This window comes from Pseudonocardia sp., assembly GCF_035305885.1.
Taxonomy (GTDB): Bacteria; Actinomycetota; Actinomycetes; order Mycobacteriales; family Pseudonocardiaceae; genus Pseudonocardia.
In genome coordinates, this window is the sequence record NZ_DATGOP010000061.1 from 26,083 (window position 1) to 47,231 (window position 21,149).

The window sequence follows — 21,149 nt, forward strand, 5'->3', positions numbered from 1 at the left end:
GTCAGGCCCCCACCAGCCCGGCGACGGCGTCCGACGGGAAGCGCACCCCGAGCACGGTGTCGAACAGCACGTAGAGCCCGATCGACCCGGCGGCCGCGAGGCCCAGCGCCAACCGCCACGGCTCGCGGCCGAACACCCGCAGCCAGAGCAGGAGCATCAGGAACGCCGGGAGCACGAAGCCGACCACCTCGAACGCCGCGACGAAGACGGCGAGCCCGGCGAGGCCGCCCGCGATGCGGGCCGAGCCGCGGGTGAACGGCTCGTAGTCCTCCGGGTCGTCGACCACCAGCAGCACGAGGCCGGTGCCGGTGAGCAGCAGCGCCGCCACGAACGGCCACAGGCCGGGGCCCGGTTCGGTCAGCGAACCGAGCGAGAGCCCGACGGCACCGACGAGAGCGGCGACGCCCACGGCGAGGACGAGCAACGGACCGATCCGGTGCAGGTGGCCGCGCCACTGCTCCATCAGCACCTCTTCCCTGAGGCCGGACGTCTGATGGGTGACCGTATGCAGTGCGCGGTTGGCCGGTCCAATACAAGATGTCGCCAGGACTGAGACGCCACTCGTATCAATCCGGATCGGAGCTGATCATGGAGCTGCGCCACCTGCGCGCCTTCGCGGCGGTGGCCGACGAGCTGCACTTCGGCCGGGCCGCCGCGCGCCTGCACATCGCGCAGCCGCCGCTGTCCCAGCAGATCAAACAGCTGGAGCGCGACCTCGGGGTGCGCCTGCTGGAGCGGACCACGCGCAGCGTGCGGCTCACCAACGCGGGGGCGGTCTTCCTCGAACACGCCCGCAGGGTGCTCGCCGAGGCCGACCGCGCGCGGGAGTCGGTGCTGCTCACCGAGCGGGGGGAGCGCGGCGAGATCCGCGTCGGGCTCACCGGAGCGACCACGTGGCGGCTGCTGCCCCGGCTGACCCGCGCCTACCGGCAGCGGTACCCCCTCGTGCGGCTCGAGCTGCACCCGTCGGTGTTCAGCGCCGCCCAGATCAGCGCGCTGGTCGACGGCGGCATCGACGTCGCGCTGCTGCGCGCCCCCGTCCCGAAGCTGCTGGCCAGCCGCACGGTGCTCGACGAGGAGCTCGTGGCGGTGCTGCCCGACGACCACCCCCTCGCCGCCCGCCCGTCGGTCCCGCTGGCCGAGCTGGCCGGGGAGAACTTCGTCAGCTACCCCGACCGGCAGGGCTCGCACCTGCGCGACACCGCGATGCGGGCCTGCGCCGACGTCGGGTTCTGGCCCCGGGTCGTGCAGGAGGCCCAGGACACCTACACCGTGGTGGCTCTGGTCGCCGCCGCCGTCGGGGTGGCCCTGCTGCCGGCGTCGGCCGAGTGGCTGCAGTTCGAGGGGGTGGTCTTCCGCCCGGTGACCGGCGCGGACGTGCGCGTGCCGGTGGCGCTGGTCTGGCGCCCCGGCGACGAGTCCCGGGTGCTCGCGGGCTTCCTCGACGTGGCGGCCGAGGTGATGCCCGAGCGGCCCGCGCAGCGCCGCCCGTCGTAGGCGGGATCAGGCGCGGGAGCCGCCCAGGAGGGTGCGGCGGGCCGCCTCGTCCGGGCGCCCGGCGAGCTCGCGGGCGTGCTCGATCCCCAGCGGGGCCAGCGTGCCGGCGCCGAGGCCGATCGCCCGCACCCGGGCGGCCTTGACCGCCATGGTCGTGACGGTCTCCACCTCGGTGGCGGTGGCGCCGAGGGCGACGATGCCGTGGTTGCCCAAGAGGATCAGCCGGGGTGCGACGCCGTCGCGGTCGAGCCGCTCGCGCACGGCGGCGTGCACGGCCGTGCCGAGCGCGATGCCCGGCGCGGCGTAGGGCACCCACACCGGCTCGCCGAGCACCACCGCCTCGTCCGGGAAGAGCGGCTCCGCCCACAGCCGTTCGGCCTCCCGCACCGCGAGCGTCCCGACGACCGCGGTGGGGTGCGTGTGCGCCACCCACCGCGCCCCCGCCGCGAGCGCCACCACGTGCACGAGCGTCTCGATCGACGCCCTGGCCTCGCCCGCGGACAGCAGCCGGGTGAGCGTCTCCTGGTCGGTGCCGCCGCGTTCCAGCACGTCGACGAGCTCGGGCAGCTCCCCGACCACGAAGTCACCCGCCCCGGCGAGGTCCATCCGGGAGCCCGACGCCTTGACCGCGAACCGGTCGCCGTCGAGGCGCACCGACGTGTTGCCCTCGGCGAGGACGACCAGGTCCGCGGCGGGGTCGCCGATCCGCCGGGTGAGCGCGACCAGCTCGTCCGGCACCTCGTCCGGGCGCAGTGCGAACGTCATGCGAGCCTCCCGTAGCGACGGAGCGCGAACGTGTTGAGCAGCGCGGACAACACGAGCACCAGGCCCAGCGCGAGCAGCTGGTAGCGGCTGCCCTCGGCGCCCTCCGGGAACGCCAGGAGCATGCCCGCGTTCAGCCAGGTGATCAGCAGCGCGGCCACGACCACGCCGCCGACCCGGCCGATGCCGCCCTGGATCGCGACGCCGCCCAGCACGGCCACGGTGATCGCGGGCAGCGCCATGCCGTTGCCCACGATGCCCGCGTCCGGCCGGGCCGAGGCGAACTGCGCCACCGTCACCACGGCCACGACGCCGGAGAGCAGCCCCGAGATCACGAACGCGGTGAAGCGCGTGCGGGCGACCGGCTGCGTGGCGTACTCGGCCGCGACGTCGTTCGTCCCGACCGCGTAGAGCGCCCTGCCGTACGTCGAGCGGGAGACGACCACCCAGGCCAGCACGACGCACGGGATCATGATCGTGAACACGTGCGTCGGGATCGGCGGCAGCAGCGGGAGCTGGATGTTGCGGGTCAGCGAGTGCAGCGCCACGACCGGCGGGGTGGAGATCGGCGCGTTCGCGTTGCTGATCAGCGCGAGCGAGCTGTAGGCGTAGTACGTCGCCAGCGTCGCGATCAGGGCCGGGAACCGCAGGTAGGCCACGAGGGCCCCGTTGACGGCGCCCAGCAGCGCACCCACGACGATGCACCCGACGATCGACGGGAGCAGCGGCCACTCCCACACGCCGACCATGAACCCGAACACCATGCCGGCGAGGGAGACGATCGCGCCCACCGACAGGTCGATGCCGCCGCGCCCGGACACGATCACGAACAGCTCCGCGATCGCGAGCAGTGCGAACGGCACCATCGACTCGAGCGCGTTGCCCAGGTAGCGCAGGTCGTACGGGGCGACGAGGTAGCCGCCCGCGCCGAGCACGCGGAACCACACGACCACGACGACGAGCAGCACCGCGAGCAGCACGATGCGCTCGGTCAGCGCGATCCGCAGCACGCGCGCCGCGATGCCCTCGCCGCGCGTGCGCTCGGCCGGGGGAACGGTTTCGATCTCGGTCATCGCGCGCTCCTCCGCCGCTCGCGCAGCAGGTCGACGCCGACCGCCACGAGGATGAACAGGCCGATGAACAGCTGGGTGAGCTCGGACGGCCAGGACAGCAGGGTGACGGCGCTGGACACGGTGCCCACCAGCAGCGCCCCGAGCAGCGTGCCGAGGACGGTGCCGCGGCCGCCGATGATGCTCGTGCCGCCGATGACCACCGCGGCGATCACCCGCAGCTCGAGCCCGGTGCCCACGTTCTGCTGCACGAGGCCACCGCTGCCGATGAGGATGCAGGCGGCGAGCCCCACGCACGCACCGGTGAGCACGTACGCGCTGATCTGGCGCCGCCGCACCCGCACGCCGGCCAGGCGCGCGGCGAACGGGTCGCCGCCGACCGCGTAGAGGTGGCGGCCGGTGGCCCAGTACCGCATGTAGCACCACATGGCCGCGGCCAGGACGAGCGTGATCCACCACGCGGTGGGCACGCCGAGGATCCGGCCCTCGGCGCCGCCGCCGATGGGGGCGAGCGTGGCGGGCACGCCCGCCACCTGCTCGTTGCCGAAGATCTGCAGCGCGACGAATCGGTAGATGTTCAGCGTGCCGAACGTGACGATGATCGGGTGGATGCCGCCGAAGGCGACGAGCAACCCGTTGATCGCGCCGAGCACGAGCCCGATCACCACCGCCACGGCGACCGTCGGCAGGAACGGCAGCCCCGCGTCGCGCGCCAGCAGCGCGACGATCACCATCACGACCGCGGCCTGGCTGCCCACCGAGACGTCGATGCCGGCCGTGACGATCACCGCCGTCATCCCGATCCCGATGAGCGCGATCGGGGCGACGGTGAACAGGATGTTCTGCAGGTTGCCGGTGGTGAGGAACGTGTCGGTGACGATCGACAGCACCACCCACAGCGCGCCGACGACCGCGATGAGCGCGAGCTCCTGGCCCTCGATCGCCCGCACCCGCGGCCTGCGGCGCGCGGGCGCGGTGACCGCCTCCGTGGTCGTGGTCATGCGACCGCCTCGCCTTCGTCACCCGCGGCGGCTGCGAGGACCTCCGCCTGGCTCGCGCCGCGCGCGAACTCGCGCACCACCTGTCCCTTCCGCACCACCAGCACCCGGTCGGCGAGCTGCAGCACCTCCGGCAGATCCGTCGAGATGACGAGAACGGCGCTGCCGCCGTCGGCCAGCTCCAGGACCAGCCGGTGGATCTCCTCCTTCGCCCCCACGTCGACGCCCTGCGTCGGCTCCTCGAGCACGAGCACGCGGGGCGCGCGCACGAGCTGGCGGGCGAGCACGACCTTCTGCTGGTTGCCGCCGGAGAGCGCCCCGACCGCCGTGCCGACGTCGGGGGCCTTGATGGCGATCCGCCGCAGGAAGTCCTCCGCGATGGACCGCTCCCGGCGTCGGTCGAACCAGAAGCCGAGCTTCGCGAGGTGGCGCAGGTGGGCGCTGGAGATGTTGAACGCGATCGACTTGTTCGCGAACACGCCCTGCTGCTTGCGGTTGCCCGGCAGCATCGCGATGCCGGCGGCCGCGGCGTCCTGCGGGGAGCTCAGCCGCACCTCCTCGCCGTCGATGCGGATGGTGCCCTCGTCGGCGGGGGTGATGCCGTAGAGGGCGCGGGCGATCGCGCCGGTGCCCGAGCCGATGAGGCCGTAGAGCGCCACCACCTCGCCCTTGCGGACGGTGAGGTCGAGGCCGGAGAAGGCCCCGGTGCGGCCGAGCCCCGACACGGTCAGCACCGTCTCCCCGGTCGGGGTCGGCCGGTCGACCGTGGCCGAGGACAGCTCGTGGCCGACCATCAGCTCGGCCACCTGCCGCACCGTCAGCTCGCTGGTCGGCTTGGTGGCGACCACCTCGCCGTCGCGCAGCACGGTGACCCGGTCGCTGATCTGCGACAGCTCGTCGAGCCGGTGCGAGATGTAGATGATCCCCACGCCCGCGGCCCGCAGGTTGCGGACCACGCCGAACAGCACCTCGATCTCCCGGTCGGTGAGGATCGCCGACGGCTCGTCGAGGATGAGGATCTTCGCCGAGTGCGCGAACGCCTTGGCGATCGACACGAGCTGCTGCTCGGCCACCGGGAGGTCGGCGACGCGGACGTCCCCGATCGCGGGGTCGAGGCCGATCCGGGAGAGCAGCTCGGTCACCCGGGTGCGCTGGGTGGCCCAGTCCACCCGCCCGCCGGTGCGCAGCTCCCGGCCGAGGAACACGTTCTCGGCCACGGTGAGCTCGCCGAACAGGTGCGGCTCCTGGTAGACCGTGGCGATCCCGGCCGCCATGGCCGCCTGGGTGCTCCCGCCGGCGAGCGGGGTGCCCTCGAGCTCGACCGTGCCCTCGTCGGCCACCTCGGCCCCGGACACGATCTTGATCAGTGTGGATTTCCCCGCGCCGTTCTCGCCGACGAGGGCGTGCACCTCGCCGGCGAGAACGTCGAGGTCGACGCCCCGCAGCGCCCGCACGCCGCCGTAGCGCTTCTGGACGCCGCGCAGCCGCAGAAGGACGTCGCCGGCCATCAGTACTGGTAGTCGTTGACGTTGTCGGTCGTGATGCGCAGCGGCTCACCGAGCAGCAGCATCTTCTCCTCCGGGAACCACTTCACGTCGGTCAGCTGGTCGTTGACCTTGTTCGTCTCCTGGAACGGCGTGCCGGAGGCCACCTGCAGGCCGGCCCACGCGGTGAGGTAGCCGAGCTGCTCGACGTCCCACAGGATCGCGGCGGACGACGAGCCGTTCTCCAGGTACTGCTTCATCGACTGCGGCGTGCCGAGGCCGACCGTGAAGACCTGGCCGATCTTGCCCGCCTCGGTCACGGCCTTCGCCACGCCGGGCGCCGACGCGGTGCACTCGCCGACGAGGCCCTTGAGGTCGGGGTGGGCGTTCATGAGGTCCTTGGCCATCGTGACCGACTGCGCCTCGTCCTCGCCCGCGTAGACGATGTCGACGATCTCGGCGTTCGGGTACTTCTCGGCGGTCACCCGCTTCTGGACCTCGATCCAGGAGTTCAGGTTCGCCGCGGTCTGCCCGCACGACACGATGGCGTACTTGCCCTCGCCGCCCATCGCCTCGAGCAGGGCGTCGGTGAGCGCGGTGCCGATGCCCTCCGCGGTGGCCTGGTTGACGAACACCTCGCGCACGGAGTTGGGCGCGTCCGTGTCACTCGTCATGACCTTGATGCCCTGGTCGGCGGCCTCCTGCAGCACCGGGGCCATCGAGTCGGGGTCGTTCGGGGCCACGACGAGGACGTCCACCCGCTGTTGGATCAGCGAGTTGACGATCTCGGTCTGGGCGCCGGGGTCGGCGGTCGACGCCCCGCGGTAGATCCACTCGATGCCGAGCTCCTGCGCGGCCTTCTGGCCGCCGGTGTTCATCGCCTCGAAGTAGGGGATGCCCTGCAGCTTGGGCACGAACGCGACCGTGACCCTGTCCTCGCCGCCGTCCCCTCCGCCCCCGCCGCCGGGGTTCTGCTGGGTGCAGCCGGCGAGGGCGAGCACCCCCGCCGTGGCCACGGCGAGAACCGTGGTGATGCTCCTGCGCCGCATCCTCGCTCCTTCCTCCACGCCTGTGTGGTCAGGCGGACGTCTTGTGGGTGGTGTCGTCGACGGGCAGCCGGGTGATCCGGACGCCGCGCTCGGCGAACCCGGCGAGCGCGTCGGGATCGGCGCCGTCGTCGGTGAACAGGCCGGTGATGCGCTCGGTGGGCACGAAGCTGTGCAGCGCGAACCGGCCGATCTTGGACGAGTCGAACAGGCCGTAGACCTCGCCGCAGGCCGCGGCGAGCCGCCGTTTCACGGTCGTCTCCTCGACCGAGAGCTCCATCAGGCCGTGGTCGCGGGACAGGCCGCGGACCCCGAAGAAGCCCATCGCGAGGCGCCCGCGGCTCACCACCACGTCGCCGATGTCGCCCACGAGCGACCACGACGAGCGCCGCAGCGTGCCGCCCGGCAGGACGACGGTGACCCCGCTGTCGCTCAGCAGCTCGGCAGCGCGCAGGCCGTTGGTCACCACGATCAGGTTGCGGCGGCCCCGCAGCTCGTGGGCGAGGTAGTAGCAGGTGGTGCTGCAGTCCAGGGCGATCGCCGCGCCGTCCGGCACGAGCGCGGCGGCCGCGCGCGCGATGGCGCACTTCGCCGCGGTGCGGTGGCGCAGGCGCATCTCGAACGCGCCCTCGTCGGCGCCCTCGGCGCTCACGGCCCCGCCGCGCACCCGGGAGAGCAGGTGCCTGCGCTCCAGCACCTCGAGGTCCTTGCGGATCGTCACCGCGGTGACCCCGAAGCGGCGGGCGAGGTCGGCGACGCTCACCCGGCCCTCGATGTCGAGCAGGCGCAGCACCTCTTGCTGTCGCTCGTGCTCCGCGATGCCGGCCACGCGCGAACTGTAAGAAGCACGGCGTTAACCGTCAACGAACAGTTTGGTAACCGCTAGGGGTTCACTTTCGATCGGTTGCCATCCGCTTTCCTTCGGCGGAGCAGCAGGTGCACGCCGATCCCCAGCGCGGCCGCGAGCACGCCGATCCCGAGCGACAGCGGGGCCATCACCAGCAGCGCGACGGCGGCCACCGCGAACAGCGCCCGCTCCGGCCACCCGGCGGGGCCGACCAGCCACGCCCCGGTGACCACGGCCAGCGCCGCCACCGCCGCCGCCGACGCGAGCGCCGCGACGAGGACCGTGCCGAACCCACCCTCGAGCAGCAGCCCCACGCCCTGCGGCGAGAGCACCGCGACGAACGGGACGAGGAACGCGGGCAGCGTGTACTTCCAGGTGAGCCACATCGTGCGGACCGGCCGCCCGCCGGTGATCGCCGACGCCGCGAACGGGGAGAGCGCCGTCGGCGGGGACACCTCCGACAGCACCGAGTAGTAGAAGATGAACATCGCCGCTGCGAAAGCGGGCACACCCACGTCCTGCAGCGCCGGGCCGATGATCACCCACGAGATGATGAAGCTCGCCGTCACCGGCACCGCGAGCCCGAGCAGCACCACGGCCACCGCCGAGTAGATCGCGGTGAGCACCAGGCTCCCGCCCGCGAGCGCCACGATGATCCCGGCGAGCTTGAGCCCGAGCCCGGTGAGCGTCATGACGCCGACGATGATCCCGGCCACCGCCATCACGGGGATCACCGACAGCGCCCCGCTCGCCCCGGCGGCCAGCGCCTCGAAGATGCGCCGCGGCGTCATCCAGCAGCCGCGCTCGAGGAAGCTCAGCGCGAACGCGAGCACCGTGGCGTAGACGACCGCGCGGAACGGCGTCAGCCCGAGCGCCATGAACACGACGATCGCCACCAGCGAGCTGAAGTGGTACCCGAACCGCAACAGCAGGGCGCCCGCCGGGCGGACGTCCATCTCGATCGCATGGGTGCGGTAGCGGCGGGCGTCCATCTCCACCGCGAGGATGATCCCCAGGTAGTAGAGCAGGGTGGGGATGGTCGCCCAGATCAGCACCTGCAGGTAGGAGACGTTGAGCAGCTCGGCGATGATGAACGCCGCCGCCCCGAGGGTGGGCGGCGACAGGATCGCGCCGATGCCCGCCGCGGCGAGCACCGCGCCGCCGTGCTCCTGCGGGTAGCCGGCCCGGCGCAGGAGCGGCCAGGCGACGCCGCCCAACGTCACCGTGGTGGCCACGCCCGACCCGGACACGGTGCCGAGCAGGAAGCCCGCTAGCGTCACGGTCCGGCCGGGCCCGGCGCCCGACTGCCCGAACGCCGAGAACGACAGGTCGATGAAGAAGCGGGTGGCGCCGGAGGCGGTGAGGACCGCGCCGTAGAGCGTGAACAGGATGATGTAGGTGGCCGCGACCTCCAACGGCACGCCGAACACGCCCTGGGTGCCCATCACGTTGTGCCCGACGAGCCGCTCCCACGTGAACGACGACGTGGCGAACGGGCCGGGGAAGTACGGGCCGAAGTAGGCGTAGGCGAGGAAGCCCACCACCACGAGGGGCACCACCAGCCCGACCGTCCGCCGCGCCGCCTCCAGCACCAGCAGGATCGCGAGCGTGCCCAGCACGACGTCGAGGTCGGTGGGCACCACGGCGCGGCGGAAGAACGAGTCCCAGTCGGCCACGATGTAGGCGAACGGCACGACCGCGACGGCGGCGAGCACCCAGTCGAGCGGGTGCGGGTTGTCCGTCGTCGCGCCCTGCGAGCGCCCCCAGCCGCGGTAGGCGAGGAACGTCAGCGCCAGCCCCAACCCGAGGAACGACGGCAGGTACTGCTGCGCGGGCATCGGGTTGAACACCCACCACAGGCCGTACAGCGTGAGCAGCGCGCCCAGCACCTGCACGACCCGCAGCGGCACCCCGGACAGGTGGCGCGCCGGCTTCTCCGACTCGTACTCGGCGAGCAGCGCCTCCTCGTCGACGGCGGGTGCCTCGTCGCCGTCGGGGCGTGTCGTCATCAGTTCTCCTCGACGTCGAGAACCACGGTGACCCCCTCGGTCACCAGCGGGGGGAGCGGCACCGGCGGGTGCCCGGGGACGTGGAGCGTGCGCTCGCCGAGCGCGGTGGCGGCGATCGCCAGCTCGCCGAAGACCGGGTGGTCGCGCGGCGGCGCCACCCACCGCCTGCGGTCGCCGTCCGGTGCGGGGCGCACCGGGCCGGGCACGGCGTAGTACTCCTCGAGCACCGCGACCTGGTCGGCCGCCAGCTCGACGAGCCCGAACCGCCCGTCCGGCTCCACGCGGTAGCGCTCCTCGGCGACCGTGCCGTACACGGAGTTGCGGTAGCTCACGGCGAACCCCGGTGACGGCAGCGGCACCCGCGTCAGCACCGCACCGCTTTCGTCGCGGACCGTGACGGCGGGCCCGTGGTCCGCCGCGGCGCACCCCGAGCCGAGCAGGCCGGCGGCGAGTACGGCAGCGACCGCGCGCACCGGGATGGGCCTAGCCGGTGACCTGGTCGAAGTACGCCTTCGCGCCCGGGCAGACATCGACGAAGGAGACGTCACCCGCCGTGGCCGGGTCGAGGTCGTTCGCCGCCGGGTGGACGGCCGCGAGCTGGTCCTTGCTCTCGAAGATCGTGCGCGTGATGTCCTGCTGCAGTTGCTCGGGCATGTCGGAGCGCGCGATCAGCACGTTCGGCACCACGACCTGCGGGCTGGGCTCGGTCTGGCCCTGGTAGGTGTTCGCCGGGATCTCGTCGGTCTCGTAGTACGGGCCGTACCGCGAGACCAGCGCCTCGGTGTACTCCCCGGTCGGGATCACCACCATCTGGCCGGTCGTGGCCAGGTCGACCAGGGCGCCGGTGGGCAGGCCGCCCGACCAGAACCCGGCGTCGATGGTGCCGTCGCGCAGGGCCTCCGCGGTCTCGCCGACGCCGAGCTGGCTGCGCTGGATGTCGGTGTCCGGGTTGATCCCGGCCGCCTCGAGGATCCGCAGCGCGATCACCTCGGTGCCCGAACCCGGCGAGCCGACCGACACGCGCTTGCCGCGCAGGTCCTCGATGGTCCGGATGCCGGTCGAGGTCGTGGTGACGGTCTGGGTGAAGTTGTTGTAGAGCTTGCCCAGCGTGCAGATCGTGATCTCGCGACCCTCGAACTGGTCCTTGCCCGCGATCGCGTCGGCCACGGTGTCGCCGAGCGCGAACGCGATGTCGGCCCCGCCCTCCTGCACCAGCAGCACGTTGTCGACCGAGGCGTTCGTCTCCTGGGCGGTGGCGGTGATACCCAGCTTCTCGGACAGCACGGTGCCCATCCCGCCGCCGTACGGGTAGTAGACGCCGCCGGTGCCCCCGGTGGCGATGGACAGGGATCCGTCAGCACCCGGGGCCGCGGACTCCCCACCCCCGCACGCGGCGAGCAGCAGCGCTCCCGCGGCGACGACGGCGGCCAGGCTCCGGCGGGTGGTGGTGACGACCATGGCACCTCCTGCAGTTCGTGATCACGAACATCGCACACGCCCCGGGCGTTGTCCACGCGCCCGGAAGCCTTGGAGCCATACCGTTGCCGGGGCGCGACCTCTAGTTCCACGCGCGGGCCGAACGGGCCGCCCAGTACTCCTCCGGGGCCTCGGCGAGATCCCCCAGCTCGGCCGGCACGTCCGCGGGGAGCGACACGCGTTCGGCGGCCGCGTTGCTCGCGACCTGGGCCGGATCCACGCCGCCGGACAGCACGCGCCACGCCCACGGCTGGGCGAGCGCCGCGGCGATCGCGAGCTGGTCCAGCGGGATGCCCAGCCGCTCGGCGAGCGCCACCACCCGAGGCGGCGCGTCGGGGGCGCCGGGGGTGAGGCGCCCGTTCGCGACGGCCTCCTTGACGATCACCCGCGCACCCGCGTCGGCGGCCTCGGCGAGCGCCGGACCGACCGATTGCTCCAGCACGTTCCACGTCGACTGGATCGAGGTGAACAACGGCGCCCCGCCGACCTCGATCTCCAGCGCCTTGCGCACCGCGTCGGCCTGCCGGGGCCCCGAGGTGGACACGCCGACCCGCACCCCGCGGTCGCGCAGCTCGGCGAGGGCGCGGTGCAGCTCGGCGTCGTCGAGCACGCCGGTGTCGAGCGTCGCGGAGTGCACGTGGTAGACGCCGAGGCGGGGGCCGAGCAGCGCCGCGGTCTCGGCGAGCTGTTCGGTGAAGGCGGCGAGCGAGTGGTCCTTCACCTCGTGCACGGGCGCGTCGAGCCGCCACCCGCCGACGTACCGGTAGCCCCACTTGGAGCCGATCTCGACGTCGTCGACCTCCGGGTGGCGGGCGAGCCACCCGGCGAGGAACTCCTCGGCCCGCCCGTAGGAGCGGGCCACGTCGATGTAGCGCATTCCCGCTGCGTACGCGGCGTCGAGCACGGCCTCCGTGCGGGCCCGCAGGTCGGCGACGCTGCGGCGGTCGCCGAGGACGGCCGCGCGCCCGGAGGTGATGTAGGCGGGGCGGGCGACGGCGGCCAGGCCGATGCCCATGCGCGAGGTACCGGCCGTCACGGCCGCGTAGCTTACGGGGGCGGGCGGTCAGCGGCCGACGTAGCGCGCCCGCACGTCCGGGTCGAGCTCGTCCGCGGCGGTCCGGACCGCGGCGCGCGGCATCCGGGCGGCGTGCTCGTCGAGGGAGCGTTCGACGGCCCGCGGGGCGCGTGCTCGAGCGCGATGCCGACGGCGTTGTGGACCTCCGGGTCCGTGTCGGCGGCGAGGAGGGCGGCGACCTCGAACAGGCCGGCCGGGTCGGCGCGCGCGGCCCAGGTCGACCGGCGGCGCGCTGGAGCGGCCGAGCAGGTGGCCGCCGACCACGCTCGGCGCCGCGCGGTCGACCACGTCCCAGGTCGTGATGCGGTCCAGGTGCCGCGGGTACACCTCGTGGTACCCGTGCCGGTCGTCGGCGGTGGCGAGCCGGCCCTCGGCCCGCGAGTCGTGGATGCACAGCGCCCCCATCCGGGCCTCGTGCGACTCGTCGGCGAAAAGCGCCTCGACCTGCTCCAGCGGCGTGCGCCGGGCGGCCTTCGCCGCGTCGAACAGGTCCTTCATCCGCACGCCGATGGCGGGCCCGCCGGGCGCGAGCCGCTTGCCCACCACCGCGAGCTCGGCGTCGGAGCGAACGGCGCGCAGCGCGTCGAGGAACCCGGCGGCGGTGCCGGTGGCGGCGGGCACGGCGCCCGACCCGGACGCCACCGGCGCCGATGCACCCGGTTCGGCGCTACCGGTCGCGTCCGGCCAGCGCGTCCCGGCCGGCGTCGGTCACCCGGACGGTGCGGCGCTCCGCGGGGTCCGACGACTCGGCGGGGCGGAGCAGCCCGGCGCGGACCAACGCGCGGGCGGCCTGGTGGTCGCAGTACGCGAACCCGTCCACGAAGAAGTCGAGGTGGCCGTTGCCGCTGCACTCGACGCGGCCGTCGGCCGCTGCCCGCAGCAGGCGGATGTCGCGGTTGGACAGGCGAGACGGGACGGGGACGTCGTGAACCGTGGTACGCAACAGGGCCTCCGCGTGCTCCTCGATGCTGGATAAGACGCTAGCAAATCGTTCAACAATCCGCTAATTCCTCTCTGCTGGTAGAACCGGCCTGTGAGCGAGCGGGAGCGCGGGGAGCGCGAGCTGTGGCGGCTGCTGGAGGCGGTGCACGCGGTCGTGTACTTCGCGCCCGAGGCCAGGGACGTGTACGGGGAGCTCGGCCTGCGCGGGTTCTGGATGGGCTACTTCGCCTCCCGGTCGGCGGCGCTCGGAACGCCGGGTCCCCGGCTGGTCACCGCGCTGTTCCACGGCTTCGCGCCCCGCATGGTGGAGCGGGCCCTCCCGCGGGCGTGGGAGATCGTCGAGCCCGGCCGCGTGCTCGACACCCGGGCGCGGCTGGCCCGCTCGGCGCTCGCGCCGCACGCCGGCGCCGCGCCCCGGCTCGCCGCGGCGGCGGACCGGCTGGCCGGCCTGCTCGCCGACCTCGACGTGGCGGGCCGACCGCTCGCGGCCGCCCACCTGGACGTCCCGGCGCCCGCGGACGAGGTCGGCCGGCTCTGGCACGCCACCACCGTGCTGCGCGAGTACCGCGGCGACGGTCACGTCGCCGCGCTGGTGGCCGCGCAGGTCGACGGCGTCGAGGCCCACCTCCTGCACCGCGCGTCCCTGCTGGAGCGGCAGCGGGAGTTCCGCGGCTGGACCGAGGAGGAGTGGGCGGCCGCCGCCGACCGGCTGCGCGCCCGCGGCCTGCTCGACGACGCCGGGGAGCCCACCGCGCGCGGCCGGGAGTTCCGCGCCGGGATCGAACAGAGCACCGACCGGTCCGCGGCCGCCGCGCTGCGGAACGTCGACGACGCCGAGCTGACCGAGCTCACCGACGCCCTCGGCCCGCTCGCCCGGTCGATCGCGGACGCGGGCGCCGTGCCGTATCCGAACGCGATGGGGGTGGCCCGACCGGGCGGGTGATCGCCCGGGTTCCGCTAGCCCTCTTCTTCGTCCAGCAGCCCCGCGTCGTGGACGAGGAGCGCGATCTGGACGCGGTTGTTGAGGTCGAGCTTGGTGAGGATGTTCGAGACGTGGGTCTTCACCGTGGGCACCGCGAGGTGCAACACGGCCCCGATCTCGGCGTTCGAGCGGCCCTGGCCCACGGCGACCGCGACGTCGCGCTCGCGGTCGTTGAGCAGCGCGATGCGGGCCCGCGCCCGCTCGCGCCTGCGGTCCTGGTCGCTGTCGGCGACGCGGGCCATCAGGCGGCGCATCACCTCCGGCGAGAGCACCGGCCTGCCCTGGGCGACGTGCCGCACCGCCGCGACGATCTCCTCGGGCGGGGTGTCCTTGAGCAGGAAGCCGGCCGCGCCCGCCCGCAGCGCGCGCAGGACGTGCCGGTCGGCGTCGAACGTGGTCAGCACGATGACCTCGGGTGCCCGCGGGCGCGCCCGCAGCGCCTCGGTGGCGGTGAGCCCGTCGACCCGGGGCATCCGGATGTCCATCAGCACGACGTCGGGGGAGTGGCGGTCGACCAGGGCGGGCACCTCGGCGCCGTCGCCAGCCTCGCCGACCACGCGGATGTCCGGCGCGCCGCCGAGCATCATCGACAGACCCGCGCGGACGAGCGGGTCGTCGTCGACGATCAGCACGCCGATGCCCGCCTCCCCGGTCACGCCGGCCACGGTAGCCACGCCTCCACCCGCCAGCCGGACCCGGGCGTGGGCCCGTGGTCCAGACGGCCGCCCGCCAGCCCGACCCGCTCGGCGAGACCGGTGAGGCCCTGCCCCGGCTCACCGGCCTCGCCCGCCCGCTCCGGCGCGCCGTTCTCGACCACGACCGTCAGGCCGGTGCCGGCCGACCCGGTCACCGCGATGGAGACGGTGGCGCCGGGGGCGTGCTTGCGGGCGTTGGTCAACGCCTCCTGCACCACGCGGTACGCCGTGCGGCCCGCGGTGTCGGGCGGCACGCCCGTGACGTCGGTGCGCAGCTCGACGTCCATCCCGGCGCGCCGGGACTCGGCCACCAGCTCCGGGATGTCGGCCACCGTCGGCTGGGGCAGCTCCCCGACGGGGGCGCGCAGCACGCCGATGACCTCGCGGAGGTCCTGCAACGCCTGGTGGGCGCTCTCCCGGATCACCCGCGCCGCCCGCGCGATGTCCTCCGCGGGGGCGTCGGGGCGGAACTCCAGCGCGCCGGCGTGCACGCTGAGCAGCGACAGCCGGTGCCCCAGCACGTCGTGCATCTCGCGGGCGACGGCCTCGCGGGCCTCCAGCTGCGCCTGCTCGGTGCGCAGCTGCGCCTCGGTGCGGGCCCGCGCGACGAGCTGGCGCTGGTGCTGGATCACCAGGCCCCAGCCGAACGCGGCGCTCTGCGTCGCGACGCCGAGCATCAGCAGCACGCCGGTGGGCAGCTCCGGCTCGGCCCTGGCCAACGAGTAGGTCCCGGCGCAGACCAGGCTGAGCAGGAACAGGGCGAACGAGACCCGCTTCGGCCGGTGCACCGCCACCGTGAACAGCGCGGCGAGCATCGCGCCCGCGACCAGCTCGAAGACCGCCGAGAGGAGCACCAGCGCGACGCCGAGCTGCACCGGCCAGCGCCTGCGCAGCCACAGCGCCGCGCAGCCCGCCGCCCCGACCACCTGGTCGAGCTCGAACAGCCACGGCGGCTCGACGGGCGAGGTGGCCCGCTGGCTCACCTCGAACAGCCCGAACAGCACGGCGAGCACGAACATCGACGTGTCGACGATCCAGTCACGCCTGCTGCGCCTGGTCCGGGTGGTGGCGTCCATCGTGGACCGGAGCGTACGGCCGGCGGAACGCGGCAGGCCCGGATCCGCGCCATCGCGATACCGATGACGAGCCAACTCGGTACTTCGGTCGTGGTGGCGGGACACCCGCGACCGATCCGCGCACCGGGGGCCGCTGCCTAGCGTCGCCGGCATGCGCAGTGCCTTCCAGCTCGTCGGGGTCGTGCTCCTCGCCGTCGGCGTCAGCGGGACGATCGACCGGCTGCTCGGGTACCAGCCGATCCTCGGCTTCCTCAACGTCGTCAACCGGCTGTTGATCCCGCGCATCGACGGCCTGGCCGGCTACGAGCTCTACGCGAACCTGTCGGTCGCGGTGCTGGGGGTGGTCGTCCTCGCCACCGCGGGCGCGGCCCGGCGCGCGGGCCACCGCTGATCAGCCCGTCACGCTCGCCAGCCACGCCGCGGCCCGCGCCGGGTCACCCGCGATGCGCACGCGGCCGGGCCAGTGCCGCTCCAACGCCGCCCGGGTGCGGGCGGCGACCGGGGTGTCCCCCGCGACGACGCGCCCGGCGAGGACGATCGGCGTGCGGTCGGCCGCGTCCCGCACCGCGGCGACCGCCGCGACCAGCGCGTCGGCCGCCCGGGCCGCGATGGCGGCCGCGACCTCGTCCCCGGCCGCCGCGGCCGTGCTGACCAGCGGCGCGAGCCTGGCCAGCGCGATCGGCGGCTCGGCCTGCACGGCGGCGACGAGCCGCTCGGCCTCCCGGCGGCCGGCGCCGGGCCGAACCGGCGCCCCGAGCAGCGCGCCGGCGACGGCGGGCAGGAGCGCGGTGGCGGCGCCCCGCCCGTCCAGCGCGGCGAGCGCGGCGCGCACGGCCTCCCGCCCCAGCCAGAAGCCGGAGCCGTCGTCGCCGAGGAGCCAGCCGTTGCCGTCGGCCACCACCGCCTCGCGCCGCGCGACGATCCGGGCGGCGGCCGCGCCCGCGCCCGCGACCGGCACCGTTCCGTCGGGTTCCGCGGTGCCGGCGGCGAACGCGGTGACGGCGTCGCCCACGACGCGGACCGGGCAGGAGAGCCCGGCGGCGCGGGCCGGCTCCGCCACCGCGAGCCCGCCGCGACCCGCCCCGGCGAGCCCGAGCACCAGCCCGCGCACCTCGGCGGCGTCCAGCCCGGCCTGCAACGTGCCCGCGAGCGCACCGACGGCCCGCTCGGGCGCGTGGGACACGGGGTTCGCGCCGGGCCCGGAGGCGGCGCCGCGCAGCCGCCCGGCCTCGTCGACGACCGCGGCGCGGGTGCGGGTCCCGCCCGCGCCTGTGCCCAACTTCTCCCAGAGCACCCAGGCGAGCGCGATGAAACCCGGGTTCCAGGTCCCACTACCGATCGCGGTGGGCACGACGGACCGCGACAGCGGCATCCCCGAGATCTATCCCAGGACGGACGAACGCGGCCGTCGCTGGGGCCAGGGTCGACGTCGTGACGATGATGATGAAGCGCCGAGCGGCCGCGGTCGCCGCCGTGCTGCTGGCGATCCTCTGGCCGACCGTGGCCTGCAGTGCCGATTCCGCACCGATCGCCTGGCAGGACTGTCACGACGGACTGCAGTGCGGGCGGATCACCGTGCCGGTCGACTGGAACACCCCCGACGCACCCGACACGATCGCGATCGGCCTGGGCCGGTTCCCGGCGCGGGACCCGGCAACCCGGATCGGGACGCTCCTCCTCGGGCCCGGCGGGCCGAACCCGGTGCTCTTCGCATTGCCCCGGCTGGCGCCGCAGATCGGCGAGCTGACGAGGTGGTTCGACGTGGTCGTGTTCGACCCGCGCGGGATGGGGGAGAGCGGCGGCGTCTCCTGCCCGAGCGCTCCGCCTGCGCCACCCGCGTGGACAGAGCCAGACCGGGCGACGTACGACAGGTACGAGGCGGCTCAGCACCACTTCGTCGCCGCATGCGCCGACGCGCTCGGCCCGCTGAAGAGCCGGATGGATTCCTGGCAGGTGGCCCACGACATGGAGGCGATCCGCGCCGCGCTCGGCGAGTCGACTCTGAACTACTTCGGCAACTCGTACGGCACCGTCTACGGTCAGGCGTACGCCGAGCTGTTCGGCGACCGCATCGGGCGGATGTACTTGGACAGCGTCATCGACCACACCACGCCGGATGTGTACGAGGTGCTCGCGCCAAAGGCGGCGGCGCTGGAGCGGAACCTGCACGAGTTCGCGGACTGGTGTGCCCGGGAGCCGGCGTGCGCGCTGCACGGGCGGGACGTCTTGGCAGCCTGGGACGAGGTCGTCGCGGGGCCGGCGGGCGAGGCGGTGGTCGTCGGAACCGCCATCGCGATCCGTAGGCCGGACCGGTGGCCGATGCTCGCGGCCGCGCTCGCCGCGGGCGACCCCAGCGGTCTCGCGCCGCCTTCGCCGCCCCCGGGACGTGATGGCGGCGCGGTCCCGGGTGGATACCTCCAGGGCCTCGCCACCTGCGCCGATCTCCCGACCATTGACCACGCCCAGCTGGCCGGGATCACCGAGCGGCTGCGCACCACCGCGCCGCGGATCGGATGGATCGAGGCGTTCGGAACACACGGTCGGTGCGCCGGCCTGCCCGGCGGTACCTACCCGCCACGACCGCTCCCGGCACGGGACCTGCCGCCGATCCTCGTCGCAGGCGGAGACAGTGATTCGGCAACACCGCCCGAGTGGGGCAGGAGGGTGGCCGACCGCCTGGGCGCCCGGTACCTCGCGGCTGCGGGCGGGCACTCCCGATACCTGGGAGGCGACGAGTGCGTCCGGCGGATCGTCGACCGTTATCTGGCGTCGGGCGAACTGCCGGCACCCGACGTACGCTGCCAGTCGTGACGATCCGGTAGGAACGGCTCATGGACGCGTGGTACCGGCTGCCCCCGACGGCCCGGGACGGCCTGCTCGCCGCTGTGGCGGCCGTTGTCCTGTACGGGGCCGCGGTGCTGGAGCGAGCGGAGGCTCCCGCCGCCGCGCTCGCCCTGCTCAGCGCGGGCGTGGCGGCACCGCTCGCGCTGCGCAGGCGGTTCCCGCTGGCCTGCGCATTGGCCGCGGCCGCGGTGAGCATCTTCGGGCTTGGTGTGCCGGAGTGGTCGGGCCGAGTCGTGGTGATGCTCGCGTTCTGCTCCGCGGCATACCAGGGTGTGCGGCCAGCCGTCGTCCTCGCAGCGTCGGTGACGTGGTTCGCCGCGATCTCGCTCGGTGGGGTGCAAGCGGCCACGGTCGCGGCGTTCGCGGAGGTCATCGTCACCGGGGTTGCTCCCGTCGCGGTCGGCGTCGCACTGCGGGCCGGGAGGACCCAGGCGGAACAGGCCGCACAGCTGCACCGGGCGGAGGCCGCGCGCACGGTCGCCGAGGAGCGGGCCACCATCGCCCGCGACGTGCACGACGCGGTCGGGCACCACCTCACGGCCATCCGGATGCAGGCGGCGGCTGCTCAGCACATCGTGCGACCCGAGGTGATGCACCCAGTGGCTGGCCGGGCGCTCGCCACGATCGGCGAGGTGGCCGCCGCCGCGATCACCGATGTGCGGGCGGTGCTGGGTGAGCTGCGAGAGCAGGGCACGCAGCTGGTCGCGGGCAACGTGCGGGACCTCGCCGCACGACTGAGCACGCCGGGCTGCCCGATCACGGTGGCGTACGAATGCACCGAGTTGCGGCTCGGCGTCGACGGTCACCTGCTGCTGCAGGAGGCGCTCACGAACGCGGTCCGGCACGCCCGCGCCACCGCGATCGACGTGCGCGTGACGAATCACCTGGACCGGGTCGCGATCGTCGTCGAGGACGACGGCACCGGTCCCGGTCCGTCCCCTGACATCGAAGGCGCCGGGATCCGAGGCATGCGCGAGCGGGCGCGGCAGCTCGGCGGCGAACTCCACATCACCGGGCGACAGCCATCCGGCTGGCGTGTCGAAGCCCACCTGCCGATCCGATGACGATCCGCGTGCTCGTCGCCGACGACCAACCGGCCGTCCGGTCCGCCCTGCGCCTCGTGCTCGACGCCGAATCGGACATCTCCGTCGTCGGCGAGGCCGGCAACGGCGCTGCCGCGATCCTGGCGGCGCAGGAGCTGCGCCCGGAGGTCGTCCTGATCGACATCCGAATGCCCCGGATGGACGGGATCGCGGCGATCCGGGAACTGACGGTACCCGTGGTCGCCCTCACGACATTCGATCTCGACGAGTACCTGTTCGGTGCCCTCGCGGCGGGCGCGATCGGGTTCCTGCTGAAGGACAGCCCGCCGCAGCTGGTACTCGACGCGGTGCGCGCAGCTGCTGCTGGGCGCGGGCTGATCGATCCAGCGGTCACGCCGCGGCTCGTCGCCCGTTTCGCCGCGGTCAGCCCGCGGCCCGCCGGTCCGGAGCTCGAGCGGCTTACCGACCGGGAGCGCGAAGTGCTACTCCTGGTGGCCCGCGGGCTGACCAACGCGGAGATCGCTCGCACGCTGTGGGTAGAGGAGGGCACGGTGAAGACCCACGTCAGCCGGGTGCTGGCGAAGCTCGGCCTGCGCACGCGGGTACAGGCCGTCGTATACGCCTATGAGCACGGGCTCGTGGCCGGGTAGTACGGGCTCATGAGCGCACCTGGGGCGGTTCATCGCAGGCGGTAGCGGCCACCAGAGACACGATGGACCTGGTGGCGCTGAACGCCATCTCCGGACGGTTGGGGCCGCCCCGGTCGGCAGGACCCAGCCATCGACCACGATCCCCGCCGATCGTCTCCGGCACGATCACCGGCCTGGCAGCAGCGTGTTCCAGCCGCTCGTCCACCTCGGTCAGCCGCCGGCGCGGCAGCACCGAGCGTGACGTCCGCAGGGCGTCGACCCAGCCCGGACGCATCGGCTCAGGGGTGAGGGTGCGCGCCAGCAGCACCGCTGCGTCAGCAGCCTTGGTAGTCGGCCGCAGCACCGCCGCTGGAATGCTCCGCGTGGCCAGGTCGATGATCCAGGTCAACTCAGCCCGATCGACCACGCCGGTGTCCAGGACGACCCGGACGTCGATCGGGGTGGAGTCGATCTGCATCCACTCTTCGGGACGGGCCGCCGTCACCGACCCGAACGGCCCGTCCGGCGGCTTCGCCGCCGACGGTGGGTCTTGGCCGAGGCGAACGTGTGCCGGCCCTGCGAAAGACGCTTCACCAGCCGGTAGAACGTGCGCTCGGACGGCAGCGGAGGAGCCTCGGCACCGTAGCTGGCCTCCAGGATCGATCTCCACGATG

At 73.9% G+C, this 21,149-nt stretch carries 23 protein-coding genes; 6 read left to right on the forward strand and 17 right to left on the reverse strand.

Annotated elements, in window-relative coordinates; genetic code table 11:
- Position 1 precedes the first annotated feature (1 nt).
- Positions 2-463 (reverse strand): tripartite tricarboxylate transporter TctB family protein, encoded by a 462-nt coding sequence (locus VKZ81_RS12050; protein WP_324241589.1) that lies wholly within the window; start codon positions 461-463, stop codon positions 2-4.
- Positions 464-588: 125 nt separating this feature from the next.
- Between VKZ81_RS12050 and VKZ81_RS12055 the strand changes: the two genes are divergently transcribed.
- Positions 589-1,497 carry a LysR substrate-binding domain-containing protein gene (locus VKZ81_RS12055; RefSeq protein ID WP_324241590.1) on the forward strand — a complete coding sequence of 303 codons (909 nt, stop codon included), beginning with the start codon at positions 589-591 and terminating at the stop codon, positions 1,495-1,497.
- Positions 1,498-1,503: 6 nt separating this feature from the next.
- Here the strand turns inward: VKZ81_RS12055 and VKZ81_RS12060 are convergent, their stop codons facing one another.
- From VKZ81_RS12060 to VKZ81_RS12115, 12 genes are all read right to left on the reverse strand, one after another.
- Positions 1,504-2,262, reverse strand: coding sequence for a class II aldolase/adducin family protein (locus VKZ81_RS12060; protein ID WP_324241591.1), 759 nt, complete (start codon positions 2,260-2,262; stop codon positions 1,504-1,506).
- Positions 2,259-3,332 (reverse strand): ABC transporter permease, encoded by a 1,074-nt coding sequence (locus VKZ81_RS12065; protein ID WP_324241592.1) that lies wholly within the window; start codon positions 3,330-3,332, stop codon positions 2,259-2,261. Before VKZ81_RS12065 ends, VKZ81_RS12060 begins: the two co-directional genes overlap by 4 nt.
- The gene (locus VKZ81_RS12070) at positions 3,329-4,330 is read right to left on the reverse strand and encodes an ABC transporter permease (protein ID WP_324241593.1); all 1,002 of its coding nucleotides are present in this window, start codon (positions 4,328-4,330) and stop codon (positions 3,329-3,331) included. The genes VKZ81_RS12065 and VKZ81_RS12070 overlap by 4 nt, the downstream gene beginning before the upstream one ends.
- Positions 4,327-5,835 (reverse strand): sugar ABC transporter ATP-binding protein, encoded by a 1,509-nt coding sequence (locus VKZ81_RS12075; protein ID WP_324241594.1) that lies wholly within the window; start codon positions 5,833-5,835, stop codon positions 4,327-4,329. The genes VKZ81_RS12070 and VKZ81_RS12075 overlap by 4 nt, the downstream gene beginning before the upstream one ends.
- Entirely contained in the window at positions 5,835-6,860 is a 1,026-nt protein-coding gene (locus tag VKZ81_RS12080; protein WP_324241595.1) for an autoinducer 2 ABC transporter substrate-binding protein, read from the reverse strand. The genes VKZ81_RS12075 and VKZ81_RS12080 overlap by 1 nt, the downstream gene beginning before the upstream one ends.
- Before the next feature lie 28 nt (positions 6,861-6,888).
- The gene (locus VKZ81_RS12085) at positions 6,889-7,686 is read right to left on the reverse strand and encodes a DeoR/GlpR family DNA-binding transcription regulator (RefSeq protein ID WP_324241596.1); all 798 of its coding nucleotides are present in this window, start codon (positions 7,684-7,686) and stop codon (positions 6,889-6,891) included.
- 53 nt (positions 7,687-7,739) lie between these two features.
- On the reverse strand, positions 7,740-9,713 hold the full coding sequence (locus tag VKZ81_RS12090; protein WP_324241597.1) for a TRAP transporter permease: 1,974 nt from the start codon (positions 9,711-9,713) through the stop codon (positions 7,740-7,742).
- Positions 9,713-10,186 carry a hypothetical protein gene (locus tag VKZ81_RS12095; RefSeq protein WP_324241598.1) on the reverse strand — a complete coding sequence of 158 codons (474 nt, stop codon included), beginning with the start codon at positions 10,184-10,186 and terminating at the stop codon, positions 9,713-9,715. The genes VKZ81_RS12090 and VKZ81_RS12095 overlap by 1 nt, the downstream gene beginning before the upstream one ends.
- A gap of 10 nt (positions 10,187-10,196) precedes the next feature.
- Entirely contained in the window at positions 10,197-11,171 is a 975-nt protein-coding gene (locus tag VKZ81_RS12100) for a TAXI family TRAP transporter solute-binding subunit (RefSeq protein WP_324241599.1), read from the reverse strand.
- A 100-nt stretch (positions 11,172-11,271) separates the two neighbouring features.
- The gene (locus tag VKZ81_RS12105) at positions 11,272-12,204 is read right to left on the reverse strand and encodes an aldo/keto reductase (RefSeq protein WP_324241658.1); all 933 of its coding nucleotides are present in this window, start codon (positions 12,202-12,204) and stop codon (positions 11,272-11,274) included.
- Between the two features lie 48 nt (positions 12,205-12,252).
- Positions 12,253-12,906: a DNA alkylation repair protein gene (locus VKZ81_RS12110; protein WP_324241600.1), complete on the reverse strand. Its 654-nt coding sequence runs from the start codon at positions 12,904-12,906 to the stop codon at positions 12,253-12,255.
- A gap of 25 nt (positions 12,907-12,931) precedes the next feature.
- Positions 12,932-13,207, reverse strand: coding sequence for a hypothetical protein (locus tag VKZ81_RS12115; RefSeq protein WP_324241601.1), 276 nt, complete (start codon positions 13,205-13,207; stop codon positions 12,932-12,934).
- A gap of 90 nt (positions 13,208-13,297) precedes the next feature.
- On the opposite strand from VKZ81_RS12115, the gene VKZ81_RS12120 reads away from it, so the two are divergent.
- On the forward strand, positions 13,298-14,149 hold the full coding sequence (locus VKZ81_RS12120; RefSeq protein WP_324241602.1) for an SCO6745 family protein: 852 nt from the start codon (positions 13,298-13,300) through the stop codon (positions 14,147-14,149).
- A gap of 14 nt (positions 14,150-14,163) precedes the next feature.
- Here VKZ81_RS12120 and VKZ81_RS12125 read toward each other — a convergent pair whose 3' ends face one another.
- Positions 14,164-14,853 (reverse strand): response regulator transcription factor, encoded by a 690-nt coding sequence (locus tag VKZ81_RS12125; protein WP_324241659.1) that lies wholly within the window; start codon positions 14,851-14,853, stop codon positions 14,164-14,166.
- The gene (locus VKZ81_RS12130) at positions 14,841-15,959 is read right to left on the reverse strand and encodes a sensor histidine kinase (RefSeq protein WP_324241603.1); all 1,119 of its coding nucleotides are present in this window, start codon (positions 15,957-15,959) and stop codon (positions 14,841-14,843) included. The genes VKZ81_RS12125 and VKZ81_RS12130 overlap by 13 nt, the downstream gene beginning before the upstream one ends.
- Positions 15,960-16,110: 151 nt before the next feature.
- Between VKZ81_RS12130 and VKZ81_RS12135 the strand changes: the two genes are divergently transcribed.
- On the forward strand, positions 16,111-16,350 hold the full coding sequence (locus VKZ81_RS12135) for a hypothetical protein (RefSeq protein WP_324241604.1): 240 nt from the start codon (positions 16,111-16,113) through the stop codon (positions 16,348-16,350).
- Here the strand turns inward: VKZ81_RS12135 and VKZ81_RS12140 are convergent, their stop codons facing one another.
- On the reverse strand, positions 16,351-17,331 hold the full coding sequence (locus VKZ81_RS12140; RefSeq protein ID WP_324241605.1) for a BadF/BadG/BcrA/BcrD ATPase family protein: 981 nt from the start codon (positions 17,329-17,331) through the stop codon (positions 16,351-16,353).
- Between the two features lie 101 nt (positions 17,332-17,432).
- Here VKZ81_RS12140 and VKZ81_RS12145 point away from each other — a divergent pair, with 101 nt between their 5' ends.
- The 3 genes from VKZ81_RS12145 to VKZ81_RS12155 are packed head-to-tail and all read left to right on the forward strand — an operon-like array spanning position 17,433 to position 20,496.
- On the forward strand, positions 17,433-18,770 hold the full coding sequence (locus VKZ81_RS12145; RefSeq protein WP_324241606.1) for an alpha/beta hydrolase: 1,338 nt from the start codon (positions 17,433-17,435) through the stop codon (positions 18,768-18,770).
- 20 nt (positions 18,771-18,790) lie between these two features.
- Positions 18,791-19,867, forward strand: a complete 1,077-nt coding sequence (locus tag VKZ81_RS12150) for a sensor histidine kinase (RefSeq protein WP_324241607.1) — start codon at positions 18,791-18,793, stop codon at positions 19,865-19,867.
- A complete protein-coding gene (locus VKZ81_RS12155; protein WP_324241608.1) occupies positions 19,864-20,496 on the forward strand; it encodes a response regulator transcription factor in 633 nt (210 codons plus the stop codon). The genes VKZ81_RS12150 and VKZ81_RS12155 overlap by 4 nt, the downstream gene beginning before the upstream one ends.
- A gap of 7 nt (positions 20,497-20,503) precedes the next feature.
- On the opposite strand, the gene VKZ81_RS12160 is transcribed toward VKZ81_RS12155, so the two are convergent.
- Entirely contained in the window at positions 20,504-20,953 is a 450-nt protein-coding gene (locus VKZ81_RS12160; RefSeq protein ID WP_324241609.1) for a hypothetical protein, read from the reverse strand.
- Between the last annotated feature and the right edge of the window lie 196 nt (positions 20,954-21,149).

Excerpts from the sequence above, each read along its gene's own strand:
- VKZ81_RS12135 (WP_324241604.1), top strand. The coding sequence starts at position 16,111 with ATGCGCAGTGCCTTCCAGCTCGTCGGGGTCGTGCTCCTCGCCGTCGGC.
- VKZ81_RS12080 (WP_324241595.1), bottom strand. The coding sequence starts at position 6,860 with ATGCGGCGCAGGAGCATCACCACGGTTCTCGCCGTGGCCACGGCGGGG.
- VKZ81_RS12130 (WP_324241603.1), bottom strand. The coding sequence starts at position 15,959 with ATGGACGCCACCACCCGGACCAGGCGCAGCAGGCGTGACTGGATCGTC.
- VKZ81_RS12105 (WP_324241658.1), bottom strand. The coding sequence starts at position 12,204 with ATGGGCATCGGCCTGGCCGCCGTCGCCCGCCCCGCCTACATCACCTCC.
- VKZ81_RS12160 (WP_324241609.1), bottom strand. The coding sequence starts at position 20,953 with ATGCAGATCGACTCCACCCCGATCGACGTCCGGGTCGTCCTGGACACC.
- VKZ81_RS12140 (WP_324241605.1), bottom strand. The coding sequence starts at position 17,331 with ATGCCGCTGTCGCGGTCCGTCGTGCCCACCGCGATCGGTAGTGGGACC.
- VKZ81_RS12065 (WP_324241592.1), bottom strand. The coding sequence starts at position 3,332 with ATGACCGAGATCGAAACCGTTCCCCCGGCCGAGCGCACGCGCGGCGAG.
- VKZ81_RS12055 (WP_324241590.1), top strand. The coding sequence starts at position 589 with ATGGAGCTGCGCCACCTGCGCGCCTTCGCGGCGGTGGCCGACGAGCTG.
- VKZ81_RS12100 (WP_324241599.1), bottom strand. The coding sequence starts at position 11,171 with ATGGTCGTCACCACCACCCGCCGGAGCCTGGCCGCCGTCGTCGCCGCG.
- VKZ81_RS12075 (WP_324241594.1), bottom strand. The coding sequence starts at position 5,835 with ATGGCCGGCGACGTCCTTCTGCGGCTGCGCGGCGTCCAGAAGCGCTAC.
- VKZ81_RS12050 (WP_324241589.1), bottom strand. The coding sequence starts at position 463 with ATGGAGCAGTGGCGCGGCCACCTGCACCGGATCGGTCCGTTGCTCGTC.
- VKZ81_RS12155 (WP_324241608.1), top strand. The coding sequence starts at position 19,864 with ATGACGATCCGCGTGCTCGTCGCCGACGACCAACCGGCCGTCCGGTCC.
- VKZ81_RS12150 (WP_324241607.1), top strand. The coding sequence starts at position 18,791 with ATGGACGCGTGGTACCGGCTGCCCCCGACGGCCCGGGACGGCCTGCTC.
- VKZ81_RS12060 (WP_324241591.1), bottom strand. The coding sequence starts at position 2,262 with ATGACGTTCGCACTGCGCCCGGACGAGGTGCCGGACGAGCTGGTCGCG.
- VKZ81_RS12090 (WP_324241597.1), bottom strand. The coding sequence starts at position 9,713 with ATGACGACACGCCCCGACGGCGACGAGGCACCCGCCGTCGACGAGGAG.
- VKZ81_RS12070 (WP_324241593.1), bottom strand. The coding sequence starts at position 4,330 with ATGACCACGACCACGGAGGCGGTCACCGCGCCCGCGCGCCGCAGGCCG.